Raw genomic sequence first — 15594 nt, 5'->3', positions numbered from 1 at the left:
CAATAAGAAGGAGTTTAAAGGAGCTTATATTCTCTTTTCTCCTTCGAAAGCTATGTACCGTTTGTTCTTTACAAAGCCACTAAGTAATGCTCTAAAAGAGGTATTCATTATGAGCTACATGCGAAGCATTGAACAGGACTTACGAAAAGCAAAAGTACAGTATGATGGAGTCGATATTGAAGAGGAAATACCCTTTTGGGAGTTTTTAGATATTGAATCCAATAACGAACAGCGCGAATTTAAATTCAAAGCATATTATACACAGAAACCTATTTATACTGAGTTATTTCAAGAATTAATTAATTCTCATACTCTTAAGCGCATTGATGAAAAAATCAATGATAAAGAGGCGTTCCATTTTACAAAGGGTACTTGGCGGAAACGAGAAGCATTTGCAAGTCAGGTCGAGGCTATTAATGTTATTTATAACCTTATTGATACAAAGAATAGAAAAATATATGTGGGTGAAGCAGAGAGCTTGATTAAAAGGTTAAAGCAAGAGCAAGAGCGAGAAAACATACGCGATTGGGACTTTTATCGTTTTGACACCCTGCCGACGGCCTCAGCAAGCAACAAAGAGTAGCTATCGAGAGGCTTATCATCCGAATCTTCGCTTCCTTTTTCGAAAATCAAAGTGAAGTCCAGTCAATGAAAGTGTCTGATTACGTGCTAGCTAACAAGAGAATAGACTGTTAGCGTCACCATAAATAACCAATATGCTCAGGACTTGATTACATTAACGTGCTTTTATTGAATACGCTAATTTTTATTAGATGATATATATAGTACTATGCTATTTGATCAGCTATTGCACCGCGCAGACGAGGATTCTCTTGGGCAGTTACTTGGCAGGGAGTCAATCAGGCTTATAAGGATATTAGACCAGTCAACTCTGAAAGTTAGTACACTCAGAAGTATCTTATTAAGTCTTTATTCAGCTGAAGAGCTTCTCCTTAGTGCTCGAACTCGCATGCTGCTACTGGAACTTCTGCGTCCAGAAGAAGCAGCTTTGTTGACCCAAGCACTAGGCATTGAAGGGGCCAATGCTTACCAAGCGTTGGAAGCAACTAAATTTACCAGGAACTCAGAGCGTGCGAATACGCTGCTCAACTTTTTTGGGCTGTTCCACCCAGTGGATGAAGAGCAAGACAAGCTTCCTGCAACCCAAAAGGGGAGAGCAAACTATACTTTGTTTAAGCATCAACGGCTTGCTGCAAGAAGAACTATCTTCAATTTATTGAAGAATGGGCGTGTATTACTGCATATGCCGACAGGTTCAGGCAAAACCCGAACGGCAATGAATATTGCTTGTGACCATCTTCGGTCTACTGAACCAGGGATTGTTGTGTGGTTTGCTTATAGCGAGGAACTATGTGAACAAGCAGCAAGTGAATTTGAGAAGTCTTGGTTATACTTAGGAAACCGGGAAGTTGGTGTACATAGATATTGGGGCAGCTATAACCAGAATCTTGAAGAGATACGAGATGGGATATTGGTTGCGGGATTGGCCAAAATGGTGAGTTTGCTCAAAAATGCGCCATTTATACTTTCCCAACTAGGCAGTCGAACAACTTTGCTGATTATGGATGAGGCTCATCAAGCCGTTGCTCCTACCTACAGCTTATTGCTCGATGCTTTTTGTAGTCTAAGAAAAGATGAGCGGCTACTAGGACTTTCTGCCACACCTGGTCGTACCTGGAATGATGTAGGTGCCGATGAGGGCCTGGCTAATTTTTTTGGTAAGTGCAAAGTTACCCTTGAAGTAGAGGGGTATGATAATCCAGTAGAGTATCTTATTGAGGAGGGATACTTGGCTAAGGCCAATTTTGAGCAGCTTCATTATACACCTGGCGTGGAAATGACGACTAAAGATATTCAAGCATTAAGCGAGAAGCTAGATGTGCCTGAAGCCATCCTAGGCAAGCTAGCAGTAGATGAAGCACGGAACCTGGCTATCCTAAATAAGATAGAGGAAATGGTTCAGCGGCATAATCGCATCATTGTATTTGCCTCAACTGTAGGACACGCGGAGCTACTAGCAACGGTACTGAGAGCGAGAGGAATAAAGGGAAGCGCTATAACGGGGCAAACTTCAAGTGCCCTACGCAACAGCATCATTGCTGATTATAAAGATGACTCAGCGGACCCAAAGGTGCTTTGCAACTATGGCGTTTTAACGACTGGATTTGACGCACCTAGAACTAGTGCTGCCATAATTGCTCGACCTACAAAGTCATTAGTTCTATACTCGCAAATGATCGGCAGAGCAATTCGTGGAAAACAAGCAGGAGGTAATGAAGAAGCAGAAATAGTAACTGTTGTTGATTTCAAACTTCCTGGGTTCAACAGCATCAAAAACGCTTTTGCGAACTGGGAAGATGTATGGGCTTAAGTAAATTTTACTACACAAAATATGGAAGCAACTGCTACCCAAACAGAAACACATTATGATATTGTCCCAACCCATTTGGCCGTTCGAGCTATGCGGGACAACGGATACAAGAATACTGCATATGCAGTAGCTGAGCTTATAGACAATGCTATCCAAGCTGGTGCAAAGCAAGTTGAGCTACTCTGCGGGGAGCAAACTGTTCAACAGGGTGCCAATAACTTATCTCGAATTAACAGTATTGCGGTACTAGATAACGGCGGTGGTATGACGCCTGAGGTGTTGCGTATGGCGTTGCAATTTGGCAACGGCACTCGTTTGAACCCTGAACATCATACTGGAATTGGTCGCTTTGGAATGGGCTTGCCTGCCTCTTCTATCTCTCAGTGTACGCGAGTAGACGTGTGGACATGGCAGAATGGGGTGGACTCTGCTTGGCATACATGTCTCGATCTAGACAATATTCTGCATGATGGCCAAAAGCTAGTTCCTAAGCCCACTCAGTCAGCTGTTCCTGCTGTCTGGAAAAAGGTTGGCCAGTCGTTCGAGTTGTCAGGTACGCTGATTGTCTGGACGAAAATAGACCGCTCCATGTGGCGGACTGCAGGAGGTCTAATCAAGAATTCTGAGCTTCTTATCGGCCGAGTATATCGGAAATTTCTGGATAAGGATATGGTGAAGATCAGAATGGTTGAGTTCAATGAAGCTAATCCCAAAGAGACCCAAAAGGATAAATGGGCAAAACCTAATGATCCACTTTATCTGATGTCCAATTCATCTTGTCCAGCTCCGTGGGACAAAGAGCCAATGTTCGAACAATGGGGAAACGATATTCCTTTTAAAGTGAAATTCAATGGTAAGGAACATGAAGTTTGTGTAAGATTCTCTCTCGCTAAAAAAGAGGCTCGGGAAAAAGGTAATAGCGGAGGCTTAAGCCACGCCAAGAAAAATGTAGGCGTCTCTATTGTACGAGCTGGTCGTGAATTAGACCTCGATCAAGGTCTAGTTATAGCTTATGACCCACGCGAACGATGGTGGGGAGCAGAAATAAATTTTCCACCAGCTTTAGATGAACTGTTTGGCGTATCAAACAATAAACAGGCCGCTAGAAACCTCTCTGACCTTTTCTCACTAGATCAGGATGAAATGCTGAATGGTGAAACTTTGCAGGTAGTAAAGGAGAGAATGAAGCTTGAAAATGATCCTAAAGGTCCTCTTCTAGATATTGTTCAACAAATCAGGGCTAATATTAAAGTCCTGCGAGGCCAGATTAAAGATGCTGTTGTTGGCACAAGAAGCAAAGCAAGACACGAACTCTCTAATGCTGAAGCTACTGCCACTCAAAAGACTAAAGAGCGTCAAGAGCAAGGACACACGGGTAAGTCAGATGCAGATGAGAGCTTGCCCGTTGATGTGAAGAAAGAGCAACTCACTACTTCTCTGACTGAATCTGGAGTACCAAATAAGGAAGCAGCCGAGTTAGCAGCGCGTACTATATCCAATGGTCTTAAGTACGCCTTTGCAGACGCATCAGTTGAAACAGCAGCCTTTTTCAGCGTCAAGCCCAAAGCCGGCGTAATCACAGTAATATTGAATACCGATCATCCGGTATATGATAAGCTAGTCGATATTTTGGAGGAGGACGTTGATAATGTGGATATTGCTACTCTTAAAGAACGGCTAACAAATGCGTTGGACGGCTTAAAACTTCTGCTTTCGGCATGGGCTCGGTATGAGGATGAGTTGGAAGGACCTAGAAAGAGTGCTGCCCAAGATGCGCGAGCGGACTGGGGTAGAATTGCACGTGACTTCCTAACGAACAACTGATATTGAGACATGCACATTTTATTAGGGGAGCAACTTGAACTGCTTTGTAGTAAGGCTACTGATGAAGTTTTTCTTGTTGCTCCCTTTGTTAAAGGGCATGTTCTGCAACGCTTATTGGCTTGTATAGAGCCAATGGTTTCGGTTCGTCTCATAACTAGGTGGAACCCACTCGAAATCCAAGCAGGAGTTTCCGATTTAAGTGTATGGCCACTTATTGACAGCCGTAAAAACAGCTCGCTTTATCTGTGCTCTCATCTTCATGCGAAGTACTTCAGAGCGGACAAAGCTTGTTTTATAGGCTCAGCGAATCTCACAGGCCGGGCCCTTGGATGGAGTAAACGAGCAAATCTGGAATTACTAGTAGAGTTAGACTCAAAATCCTTGGGGTTAGCTGACTTCGAGGAAACAGTGCTTGCTAATTCTGCTTTAGTTGACGAATCTATCTACCAAAAGACAAAAGATGCCGTTAACGCTTTGCCTGATAACTTATTGTTTATAACAGATGAAGGGTTAAAATATGAGCAGGCAGTGCAGGCAGATTCTGGCGATCTACCGGTACTGCCTGCTCACTGGTTACCTATTACCCGTTTTCCTGATGTTTTATTCAGAGCATATAGTGGCGACATAAGCAACCTATCTCACACCAGTAAACAAATGGCAGAAATAGATCTGGCTTTTTTAAGAATTACTCCAGGGCTAACGAAGCCAGCATTCAATCTATGTGTCGCCGCAGCGCTTTTGCAGAGCCCAGTTATTGCACAGATTGATCAATTCCTAGTATCTCCGCGACGCTTTGGAGCCGTTACAGCTTTCATAAAATCGCTACCTTGTAGTGACTACCCTAACTTTGACGCCAGCTATTCATGGCAGACCTTGATAAGGTGGTTGTTGTACTTCCTTCCGGATCGATACTCACAAGTTCATTCGAGTTACTCGGAAGTATATGTCCGAATAACTACATAAAGAAAGCAGAGCCATTTTAAGTTAGGCTCTGCTTTCTTTATGTAGTTATTCGGACATCAAACAAGGCACAATCCGTATTTACTTGTTCAGTAGCTTTAGCATTAGAGCGTGTTGGCGATTAGGTAATGTGATTCAAGCAAAGCATAATGTTGGCCCATAGCATCCACGCAGCATGGCTTTCTGGCAAGTGCTCGTAGTTCATAACCAACCGGCGAAAACAGTTCAACCTGGCAAAGGTGCGCTCGACCACCAAGCGTTGCGCGACGGTCACAGATAGATCTGCGGGTAGAAGGTGGGCAGTTAGCTCGTGGCGTAAGCCGCGGCAGCTTCGGTTAAGCGGCCGCGGTAGCCTTGGTTGGTAAAGATTGCTTACGGCCGTTGCACCCAGAAGCGGCGCTGAGGCAATAGGGCTGCCCAGCTTCCGTTGTGTTGGTGAGCCGCATGGCAGCAGGCCCACACTCAGCCGTCGGTATCGACAAGCAGCTGGCGTATGGGCCTGTTCACCTTTCTTACACTAGACCCTTTTAGATTAGGGGTGGAGCCAACCTGTGTAGAGGATGTTCCAGACGCGACCTAATAGGGTTGCTGTGCGTTGCTGAATCTCGGCGTCCCCCCATGTAGTGTAATTAGCAATTGGTCCAAGATGCGCCAATGATAATGTCTGTGGACTATTGAGGTAGTCTTGGACTCCTTTAGGAACGGGATTTCCACTAGTATAGTGAGTAGGTGACTTCATCACAGTAGTAGCTGCAAGCCATATATAGGCTTCGCGCTTATCATTCCACGGAGTAGCCTGAAGCGACCGATTGACGGTGCTTGGCAGAAAGGTCAGATTACCAATCTGCTGTACACCAGCAGGAATTGGTGCTAAGCTAGCTGCATGGATGTGCTCTACATCGTCTCCCGACGTCCACGGCTCAGTCGTTACAAGATTTGCCTTGATGCTTCCCCCCATGTCTAGGAAGATGAACAACTTGGAGACTACTTTCAAGTCCTCATAGTTGAGCGTCTGCTCACTCTCCCATTTCTGCTGTTCCGTCTGTCCGGCAGCTAGTGCTCCGATTTTTCCTAACAGACTTGAGCGGAAATAAGACGCAAGTGCCTGCGGCGATTTTAGTGCGTTGCCACTGACAACGGACATATCGTCGGCATGATTTGGTGTAAACAAATTGCGGTAGATACTGGGTAAAGCGTTCGTTGGGTAGGCGGTCCGCCAGAGAGCAAAAAAAGCGACTACCACTTTGAGGACCTTTCCAAGGTCAATCCGTTGACCTAAATAGTAGCGTAGTAGAAGAGGGATTACAATTTCGTGTTTCGCTGCTTTAAGAAAACGGACGCAGTTCTTCGCCTCGTCATCAAACCACAAATCGGTGGCTGTCTGCTCAAGCCAAATAGTACGATAGAAGACCGCTGCCTCTTCGAAAGAAGAGACAAAAGCTAGCGTGACATTATTATCAAGGTAATGCTTCAACGGAACAAAGTGAATTCGAGGCCGCAGTCCTGAGTAAGTCTGCGCCATCGTGAAGATTAGGTCATTCGACCGCTTAATCACCTCGTCACGCTTGGTTTTCTCATAAGCTAACAATAACTCAGCCTCAGGGAACTGAACATTCAATGAACGCACCGCTTTCGAGCGGTAAACCTCGAAAGCGGTAAGTGGCTCGCTTGTCGAATTCAGAGGTTCAAACATTGTAAAAGCACTGTCTTCGTCATCCGCGATTACCTGAACGACTTGGCACTTTGTTAGAAAGTAAGTGCAGAAGCTTGTGAAATTACTCGCGTTGAGGTTATTATCAACCCAGCGTTTAATTTCATAATATGTGGTCATTAGCCGTGGTCCAACGCCTCCAGGCAATGGCGTATGGCCGGCAAATGCATTAAGTATTTTGGCTAAATCTGATGTGTAGCCACTATCAAAGTTGTCGCCATCGCGGATGAGCACCGGAACTGCTGTTCCTTTCTTACTTCGCGACGTTTCGAAAAGCGACTCTAGGTCTACCACAGCTCCAGGAATAAAGCCATTGGCTGGGCTCGCGGCAGTGAGGGCCTTGAGATGTTCTTGAAGCGCGTAACCAATGATTGAGAAGACTGTCAATCGTTGTTGACCATCGACTACTTCCCACAAGTTAGCTGGTGAAATGGTTAACGCAGTTCCGTTGCCAAATAGGTCAGTATCAACGATTTTGCAAAAGAGCAAAGTGCCTAACGAAGTGAGCTTGGCATTCGCCTCTGCATCTTCGAGCACAGCTTCGAGCAACTCTTCTGCCTTTCGCGGTTCCCAGGCAAATGGTCTTTGATACGAGGGAATGACGTAAGCCTTATTGGACGTGTTATACAACTCCATTAGGGGAATCGCTTCAGCCTTCATTGTCAATAGTGTTAATGATAAATATTAAATTCAAGTTCGTCGCTAAGTTAGAGAATAGGGCTGCTGTTTTAATTACTGCCCCCAAGACTACTTGGATGGTATTTGGGAATTAGGTTATGTGGTTCAGGCAAAGAGCACTGTTGGGCTACGATACCCAAACCGCATGGCTTTGGGTAAGTGTGAGAGGGTCTAAGGAAGTGAGGCAGGAGAGGGCATTATCTTGCTTCTGTCATGACTCAAAAACTGAATATCGGCTCGCCACGCAAACGCCACCGTTATGATATCGTCTTTCGCGCCGAAGTCCTGCGCCTAGCGAGTGAAAGCCGGAGTACGCAAGCCGCGGCTCGCCAGTTAGGCATCAGCCCCAAACTGCTCTACAAGCGGCAAAAAGCTACGCAACCCGTGCTAGAGGTGGGCATTGAGGAAAGCGAAAGCGTGGCCATGCGGCAGTTGCGGGCCGAGGTGCGGCACTTGCAGCAAGAGCGCGACATCCTAAAAAAAGCCTTGGCCATCTTTACGCAGCCGACGCCGTGAGTCGTTGCCGCTTTATTCAAGCGCAGGCACGGCACTATCCGGTGCGCCGTCTCTGCCAGGTGCTACGCGTTAGGGTGGCCAGCTACTATCGCTGGCAGAAAAAGGCCGCTTCCCAGTCTCTGGTGCCCGCTTGGGAGCAGGCTTTGTGCCAGATATTTAACCAGCACAAGCGACGCTATCGCACGCGCCGCCTACGGGCAGAGCTGCGGGCGCAGGGACACCAGATTGGTCGTTATCGCATCCAGTAGGTGCTGCGCCGGCGCGAATTAGTGGCCGTGCAGCCGCGCGCCTTTGTGCCGCACACGACCTATAGTGAGCAGGGACCACGGGTGGCGACGAATTACCTGCTGGACCGACCTGTATCTACGGCGGCTGACCAAGTGTGGGTGGGCGATATTACGTATTTACCGTTGCAAAATGGCTCATGGGCTTAGCTGCGTTTCAAGATGCTTATACCAAACGGGTAGTGGGCTGGCACCTACTGGGCAGTATGCCCGAAGAACTGGTCTTCACTGCCTTGCGCCGGGCACTGCTGAGTCGACAACCCGCACCCGGCATACTGGTATACTCGGATCGGGGTGGGCAGTACTGCCTACCGGCGCCTGCTCTTGGATCGGCAGTTAGTGCGCAGGATGAGTCGCAGAGGCGACTGCTACGACAACGCGCAAGCCGAGATCTAGTCCCGCCTGAAAACGGAGGTGATGCTTAGCCGCTCCGCCTTCGCTTCCGTAGCCGAGGCGCAAGCCCAACTAGTTGCTTATTTTGACTACTATAACCACCAGCGACGGCACTCGGCACTGGGCTATGAGTGCCCCCATATCTTTGAACAACAAACACTTTTAACGAAAGCCCAACTCTGGTCTCACTTAACCTGACCACCTCAGTCTACTGGCTGACATAGCGTAAAAGACATGATCAATGTCGCTATTTGTAGCCAGTAAGGGTTGATGTATATTCATCCTAAACTATAGTCAGCCTTTTGCAACAGCCACTAGCGCTATCAAGACTGTTGTCTTGGATTTACTTTTTGTAATACTTCACGATATTCAGCGAATTGTCTAAGTTAAAATAGACACATTGCATTGATTAATTATTATATAAACGACACATTCTATAATGTCTATACCAAGCCGCCCCTATTTTTCTGAGCTTCAATTGCATTGCAACAACAAGCTAATTGTTGAAGCAAAGGTCGAAAGACGTAATTCTGGTGGGTATACAGTACAAGTATTAGGATACGAAGGCTTCTTACCAGGTTCTCATTCTTTGGTAAAAATGGCAGTGGTTTCGGTTGAAGAAGATAAGTTAGTAGGCACAACCGTTGGGATTGTAATTATTGAAATCAGTCAATCTCCGTTCAAGCTTGTTGTTTCCAGAAAGATTGCCAAAGAAGTACAAGCTGAACAAATAGCACGTGAAAAACTAGCTCGACAAATTGCAAAGCAAGCTGAGCAAGAAAGCTTGCTAAACAGGCGTACTGAAGAGATAAAAACGCTTATCCTTGGTGACATCATTGAAGGGCATGTGCTCTATAATGGTGACGGCTTCACTATTGTCAGAGCAGGCAGCCTGAATGCTCGGATAAATAAGCTAGAACTAGGTTGGGGAGATATACCCTATCCCGAACCGGGTCATATACTGCAGATCGTAATTACTAGAATAGACCTAGATAGATTGGCCCTTGAAGCTAGTGTGCGATTACTTTCACCTAATCCTTGGCTAGATGCTGATAAACTTTTTCCAAAAGGGAAATCGATTTTGGCCCGCATTAAGAATGTTGTCAAATTTGGCCTTTTTGCAGAATTGCGCCCAGGTGTAGATTGCCTGGTTCATCGTTCAGCCATCATTGGTTGTGTACCAGAGACTGACTTGGACGTGCACTTCAATGTGGGTGATCAAATACCTATAGTAATTGAGCAAGTTTCAACTGATCAGCGAAAAATAAGCGCGCGTTGTGCAATAGAGCTAGAGCAATGGAAGACGTTGAGCTTGTTCCAACAACGTTTGTTTGAAAGCCAACGGGAAGTAGTTGCTCTAGAAGATCGTTTCACTTCCTTAAGCATAGAGAACCAACGCTTATCAGAAGCCTTTGATATACAAAAACAGGAAGATGAGTATAAGATCGAGTGCCTAACAACTGATCTGCAAAATGCCAACGCTCAACTTACAACAGCTAAGAGGGCAACTCATGAGCAGTTAGAGTCATTAAAGCTTCAGCATCAACAATCTCTCGACGCAGAAGTCAGGCTTCGACAACAACTCCGTATGAAGTTGGCAACTGTGGAAAAACAGCTTGATGCCGAGAAAGAAGCTCGAAATTTAGCTTCAGAGGCCCATCGTAACGAGCTAACAAAACAGGGCAAAAAGCTTAAGGAAGTTCAAGGACAATTGGATCAAGCTAAGGAGCAATTAGGCACTCAGATAGAAACACCTGAGCCTACTACATGGGCACCAGAAGAACTAACTCAAGTAGCCGCTCCTTATACTGAAAATACCGTAGCCTCGCTACCTGTTTTTATTACTTTCAGCAATTCAAAACAAATTACAAATGCAATTGAGTTTGATAAGCTGAATTTATCGGGAGAAGTATATCCAGTGAATTTCCCCTACCTCAACACTCTAGAACGTCAGCAACTACTAGCCTATAAGCAGCTGTGCGAATATCCCAACCATTTTCTATCCTCAATGGCTGATCGGGTTCGTAAAGGTTCTGGAAATATGCTTTTTGCAAGCAAAGCGCCAGCATTTCACAAAACCTATTCCTGCGAATTTGCTTTATCTAACTACATAAACTATTCTATACCTGAAGAAATAAAAAAACGGGGCAAGGAGGCAGAGGAAGAATTCCGTGAGTGGTTTGCTAAAAAGCTAGAGCAGAATCCTCGCTACATGGAAAAGCCTCTGCTGATGGAACCGCTCATGGTGGAATGCATGCAGCATTTTAGGCTTAGCAGTCCTCCAAGACCAGTCAATATTCCTAACTCTGGTTTGATTCCCGTTGATGGGCAACAGCTTTCTGTTCTAGAAAAGCAAATCGAGCAAGTCATTATAAATGCTGCCGCCTTTGCTAACTCGTCAGATGACCACCACAAAATCATAGGCAGATTAGGCACTCATGCTTACAAAGGGGCCAAAAAGAATGAGCGTGTCGACCATGGTACTTCTCTTACGGATGAAGAAGTACGTACTATTCTCATAAAGTTTGATAATAACTATAAGAAAGTACTAATTACGTTACTTCATACCTACTATCGTAGTAAGTTCAATAACCAATTGGCATTTGACGGTGCATTGCTTATCGCCTTTGGTTTCCGTCCATGTCATGCCTGTTATACTAGAGCAGATCTAAATGGTATTACAATTCATCTTCCTCATACTACCCCAAGCTCTGTACTTGGCACTGTGACTAGAGCTACTCGTTCGACCTTGCAATATGAGGAGGACGATGACAACGACCTGCCATTTTGAATCGTAAGTAGCGGTTGGATAAAGCTGAAGGTTTTGTAGTCGTGCCTAAGTTATTGATTAATCGCAGTCATTTTAAAGCAAAGTGAAGTAAAGAATATACCCTGGATAGTTGCCATTGAGTGCGCAACGCACGCAGACTGTTTATTATGTGCCTGAAGGGTTGTTAGTTTTCGAGTTCACTTCTTCTGCAGCTACTGCCATGAAGTAATCAAACAGCAAAGTCATTCCAGAATCCACTTGGGTTTCCTCTATTCTATGATCAGCATCATATTCGCCGCTGATGGACATTTCGATTTACAAAATCCACCATTTGTCTATTTTGTTCAGCATGTGGTGGGCCTTTCTCAGTAACTCCAAATTTACGTCGACGGCATCGTCAACTAGCAGTCGGACTGGATTATGGGTAATCAGGTTCCTATGCTTACGTATAGCTTGGAGATCTTTTACCTCTTCCTCGGTAATAGCTCCTGAGTCCTGAAACCATAGACAGGAAGCATAAAACACCTGAAAGTCACTTTTCTTATTGGTTATTTCAGGAATATCTCGGTCAAGAATTGCTGCTCTATAGGTGGGCGTAACCTTAGTTTTGACAGTCCCTTTCTCGTCATCAAACCCGGTGATTTCACATAACAGTCCCTTGATTTTGTCCTCGACAGAACTCTTCAGCATTTCAAATGCAGTAACAAAAAGCGAGGCTATCATCAAGTTTCTTTTGATGGTAGCGGGGTCTGTTATCTTCTTCATGATCTTATGAAAGAGGGTACCGTGTGGGAAGAGATGTCTTTATGCAGGTCTGCTAAAATCGGTCAAGCTTATTCTGAGAGGGTCTAATTAAGTGAGATAGAAAAGGGGATTATTTTCCTTCTGTCATGACTCAGAAAATGAACATGGGCGCGCCGCGCAAACGCCGCCCCTATGATGACGCCTTCCGAGTGGAAGCGTTGCGTTTAGCCGCTGAAAGCCGCAGCACACAAGCCGCAGCTCGGCAGCTGGGCATCAGCCCCAAACGACTGTACAAGTGGCAAAATGCTACGCAACCTGGCCTTCTTATAGCAGTGGGGGGAATAAAATTACGCTAAGCCCATTCCGGCAGCCATACTATGAGGCAAGCGCGGCCTGCAGGTGCTTACGGTAGTGCTTGACGTTGGAGAGGCTAATGCCGGTCAGTTCCACAGTCTCGGCCACGGACAAGCTTTTTCCAGCGCCTTTTTAACCCTCTGTTTTCGAGTAGTTCAAGCCCCAGTAGGTCGACTACGGGTAAGGGTCGGGAAGCTATGGTGGCTGTTGTAGAACTATTAGCAGTGATTCAGCATAGTAAAATCGGTTCCTAAAACAGGCCTAAAAGCTAAATTACTGCCATTATTTCTCGTAATCGAGGGGTTGAATATGGCTTGGCCGCAGTACAGGTAGGGTTCTGCAACAGCCACTATGACTTGTTGAACTTAGCTGAACTAGTCTTTTCAGTTACTGGCTTGGCTATTGGATGAATCTATGAACGTGATCTAAGTTCATGTTTCCCATCGTAGCAATACCCTTTCCTATACTTTGATTGCTGAACATTCTTTCTGAACCGTTTTTCGGCTTATTCACCCTTTCCTACGGCCCCTTCTTCGACACAGTGAGTTGTACAGTAAAAGGAGGAAGGCTAAATCAACAAAGCAGGTAAGACCTGTCAATTTTTTGTAGGACAAGACAGTACCTAATACAGGGTCTAACTTAAGTGGTAGACTTGTATAGGAGGATCAAGTAGCCGTCCGGGTCGGAAATGATGGCCGTGTTGCCAAAAATGTGGCTCGCTACAGCAGCCTCTGCTACCTCATAGGCACTTGGCCATCTTCGCGTGCCGTGATAGTATTGGCTAAAATTTCTCTAGTTAGAACGCTAGCATTAGGGCGGCCTAACTGAAAGAAGTTTTTACTTAAGAGAGAATATATCCCTAGTTATACTTTCTATTTCATCGTTGTTTTTATAATCCACATTAAATGAAATGCGTTTTAATCTCATCTGCAGAAGTGCTTTGTCTATAAACGATATGCGACTTTCTTCAGAGAAAACTTTTCTTTTAACTGAATCAGTAAGCTCAAGCAGGCTATATAGTATAGCTTTTTCTACTCGAAGCTGCGCCTTGCCTTTTTTAAGCTCGTTAAAGTCCTTGACAAGGGTGGAAAAAATTAACGCCGTTACAGTTAATGCAAATAATATTACGATTATCTCATAAAGTTGATTTACGTCGCTCTTTAAATATTTAATAATTATATAAGCAGAAATTGCGAATAAAGAGTAGATTACAATCAATAAAATTAGAACGCGCGTTCTAATTTTAGCAAAAGTGCTTTCTAAAGAGTTTACTCCTTCAGCGGCCTTTTCTGCTAACTCTATTAGGCTAACAAGCTCATTGTACTCCCCGGACCGTTTATATTCCTTAGTTCCAAGCTCCATTTTGTTAGGATGACAATTCAGCAATCTTACTAATTACTCTCATCGCTAATGCATTCTCAAGAGGTTTTCCACCTAAGCTAGATTTTATTGTATTTCCATTCCAAACAAAAGGCTCTGGCCACGAACACATAGGAAGTGTATCAACCTTAACATTCATAGTGCCAATTATATTTATGTATTCTTTAACTATTCTAGTAAATTCACTATCAAAATCCAAACTATAGTACATTTGAGCATCATTTATTTTATCGACAAATAAGTCAGCTTTATTAACAATAAACAATACCCACTTCGGGCGGCGGTACTGATTTTGCAAATCTCTTATTTTACCCATTATATCTTTTATATCACTAAGCTCATTCTTTAAATTATAATTTCTCAGTTTATCAATAGTATCTAGTCCTTCATCACGTACAAGAGAGCCTTGCAATAACTCGTTTCTTGGGCTTGAATATCCCCAGTCTACAACATAGATAACTCCTTCCAACGTTTCGCTTTGATGGAAAGCCTCCCATAACCCATTTGTTCTTTCTGTGCTTTCTTGGCCTGGAATTACTCTTACTAGTTGAGTCCATTTTCCTAAAGCGATAGCTTCAGTTTCTACCGTAGTGGATGCACCAGGTAATTTGAAGCCAAACTCCGGTGCTTGACCGTGCAAACACTTACTAAGTACAGTCTTGCCAACAGCTGGAGGGCCGACAATCACAATATCAGTACTCCCCATTTTTATATTGGCCAGAAACTTAATCCACCAATGCTGGATGAGTTGCCGATGTTGGTAGAGAGTAAAGGGGGTCTTAATCAAAGTACTCCAGAGCATACGAGTGCGATATTATTTGGCGTTTTAGTACTCACTAAATATCAGTCGGGTAAGCGTAAATCTATGTAAAATGCTTGGGATTGGTTAAATATTGACCAAATCCAGGCGATTATCAGGAGTCTACAACAGCCACAGTCGTTTGAATACTCCTGTTAGTGCTTCTAGTGCTGAGGGCCTGCCATAAGCAACCCGACTCAGTCATGGCCTTTCTTCGCCAGCACGGCGGCGATGATCTTTCGGCCTTGTTCGTCCGCAGCATTGACCAGCGTGCAGGGGAGGCTAGGGTATCTCTCTACAAACCGCCCACCGCCGGATTTGCCCCATATTCCTATGACTACGCACGCCAACGCAGCCACTTCCTCAAATTTCTCTCTTAGGGAAACCCACATTTATGTATGGCCTCAAGGGACACATTCTTAGTGCAGCAACTTATGCGCTTGAATGTGACGAGTTTGGAAATTAATCTGCAGGGTACGGTTATCGTCGTAGTGCAAGCATACGGGCCACAAATTAAGCTACTCAAGACACCAGATATTAACATTGTTACACGGCCTGGAGCAACCTATACTGCCAAAGGTGGGAACTAGTACGAGAGTTGCAAGGAGTAAGCCCACGGAAAGCCCTTCTACTATAACGCTCCTGCTTGCGAATCCTAAATTCCAAACTAGGACTCGGTTTCCTAATAAAGCACCTCACCAAACGTAGCAACCAGCAAGGATAAAAAAGACTTTACTTATTCCAAGATTCAGGTTATAAGGCTTTATTATGTAAAGAAACTTTTCCTAG

The 15594-nt window shown here is 44.7% G+C and carries 15 protein-coding genes; 11 read left to right on the top strand and 4 right to left on the bottom strand.

All coding sequences use genetic code 11. The features are described 5' to 3' along the window. Positions 1-52 precede the first annotated feature (52 nt). From SD425_RS29895 to SD425_RS29880, 4 genes are all read left to right on the top strand, one after another. Complete coding sequence (locus tag SD425_RS29895; protein ID WP_324680900.1) at positions 53-583, top strand: hypothetical protein; 531 nt, start codon at positions 53-55, stop codon at positions 581-583. Between the two features lie 387 nt (positions 584-970). After that, entirely contained in the window at positions 971-2392 is a 1422-nt protein-coding gene (locus SD425_RS29890; protein ID WP_324680898.1) for a DEAD/DEAH box helicase, read from the top strand. A 21-nt stretch (positions 2393-2413) separates the two neighbouring features. Continuing rightward, a complete protein-coding gene (locus SD425_RS29885; protein WP_324680896.1) occupies positions 2414-4216 on the top strand; it encodes an ATP-binding protein in 1803 nt (600 codons plus the stop codon). 9 nt (positions 4217-4225) lie between these two features. After that, positions 4226-5179, top strand: coding sequence for a phospholipase D family protein (locus SD425_RS29880; RefSeq protein WP_324680894.1), 954 nt, complete (start codon positions 4226-4228; stop codon positions 5177-5179). 529 nt (positions 5180-5708) lie between these two features. Here the strand turns inward: SD425_RS29880 and SD425_RS29875 are convergent. After that, positions 5709-7547 carry a DUF262 domain-containing protein gene (locus SD425_RS29875; protein ID WP_324680892.1) on the bottom strand — a complete coding sequence of 613 codons (1839 nt, stop codon included), beginning with the start codon at positions 7545-7547 and terminating at the stop codon, positions 5709-5711. 231 nt (positions 7548-7778) lie between these two features. On the opposite strand from SD425_RS29875, the gene SD425_RS29870 reads away from it, so the two are divergent. The 5 genes from SD425_RS29870 (at position 7779) to SD425_RS29855 (ending at position 11549) form a co-directional block, all read left to right on the top strand. Continuing rightward, the gene (locus tag SD425_RS29870; protein WP_324680890.1) at positions 7779-8081 is read left to right on the top strand and encodes a transposase; all 303 of its coding nucleotides are present in this window, start codon (positions 7779-7781) and stop codon (positions 8079-8081) included. Beyond that, the gene (locus SD425_RS29865; protein ID WP_324680888.1) at positions 8078-8329 is read left to right on the top strand and encodes a hypothetical protein; all 252 of its coding nucleotides are present in this window, start codon (positions 8078-8080) and stop codon (positions 8327-8329) included. The genes SD425_RS29870 and SD425_RS29865 overlap by 4 nt, the downstream gene beginning before the upstream one ends. Continuing rightward, positions 8330-8515 carry a hypothetical protein gene (locus SD425_RS29860; RefSeq protein ID WP_324680886.1) on the top strand — a complete coding sequence of 62 codons (186 nt, stop codon included), beginning with the start codon at positions 8330-8332 and terminating at the stop codon, positions 8513-8515. Between the two features lie 252 nt (positions 8516-8767). After that, positions 8768-8956 carry an integrase core domain-containing protein gene (locus SD425_RS30125; RefSeq protein ID WP_416381055.1) on the top strand — a complete coding sequence of 63 codons (189 nt, stop codon included), beginning with the start codon at positions 8768-8770 and terminating at the stop codon, positions 8954-8956. A gap of 241 nt (positions 8957-9197) precedes the next feature. Then, entirely contained in the window at positions 9198-11549 is a 2352-nt protein-coding gene (locus SD425_RS29855; RefSeq protein ID WP_324680951.1) for a S1 RNA-binding domain-containing protein, read from the top strand. A 294-nt stretch (positions 11550-11843) separates the two neighbouring features. On the opposite strand, the gene SD425_RS29850 is transcribed toward SD425_RS29855, so the two are convergent. After that, a complete protein-coding gene (locus SD425_RS29850) occupies positions 11844-12293 on the bottom strand; it encodes a hypothetical protein (protein WP_324680949.1) in 450 nt (149 codons plus the stop codon). 125 nt (positions 12294-12418) lie between these two features. Here SD425_RS29850 and SD425_RS29845 point away from each other — a divergent pair, with 125 nt between their 5' ends. After that, positions 12419-12628, top strand: coding sequence for a transposase (locus SD425_RS29845; protein ID WP_324680947.1), 210 nt, complete (start codon positions 12419-12421; stop codon positions 12626-12628). An 835-nt stretch (positions 12629-13463) separates the two neighbouring features. On the opposite strand, the gene SD425_RS29840 is transcribed toward SD425_RS29845, so the two are convergent. Together SD425_RS29840 and SD425_RS29835 are read right to left on the bottom strand one after the other, a co-directional pair. After that, complete coding sequence (locus tag SD425_RS29840; RefSeq protein ID WP_324680945.1) at positions 13464-13988, bottom strand: hypothetical protein; 525 nt, start codon at positions 13986-13988, stop codon at positions 13464-13466. 4 nt (positions 13989-13992) lie between these two features. Then, positions 13993-14793: a GTPase domain-containing protein gene (locus SD425_RS29835; protein WP_324680943.1), complete on the bottom strand. Its 801-nt coding sequence runs from the start codon at positions 14791-14793 to the stop codon at positions 13993-13995. 215 nt (positions 14794-15008) lie between these two features. Here SD425_RS29835 and SD425_RS29830 point away from each other — a divergent pair, with 215 nt between their 5' ends. Continuing rightward, entirely contained in the window at positions 15009-15185 is a 177-nt protein-coding gene (locus SD425_RS29830; RefSeq protein ID WP_324680941.1) for a hypothetical protein, read from the top strand. Positions 15186-15594: the final 409 nt, after the last annotated feature.

Origin of the sequence: Hymenobacter sp. GOD-10R, assembly GCF_035609205.1 — a bacterium.
GTDB lineage: Bacteria > Bacteroidota > Bacteroidia > Cytophagales > Hymenobacteraceae > Hymenobacter.
The sequence above is the reverse complement of the archived record's forward strand: the minus strand, read 5'-3'. Positions and strand labels throughout refer to the sequence as shown.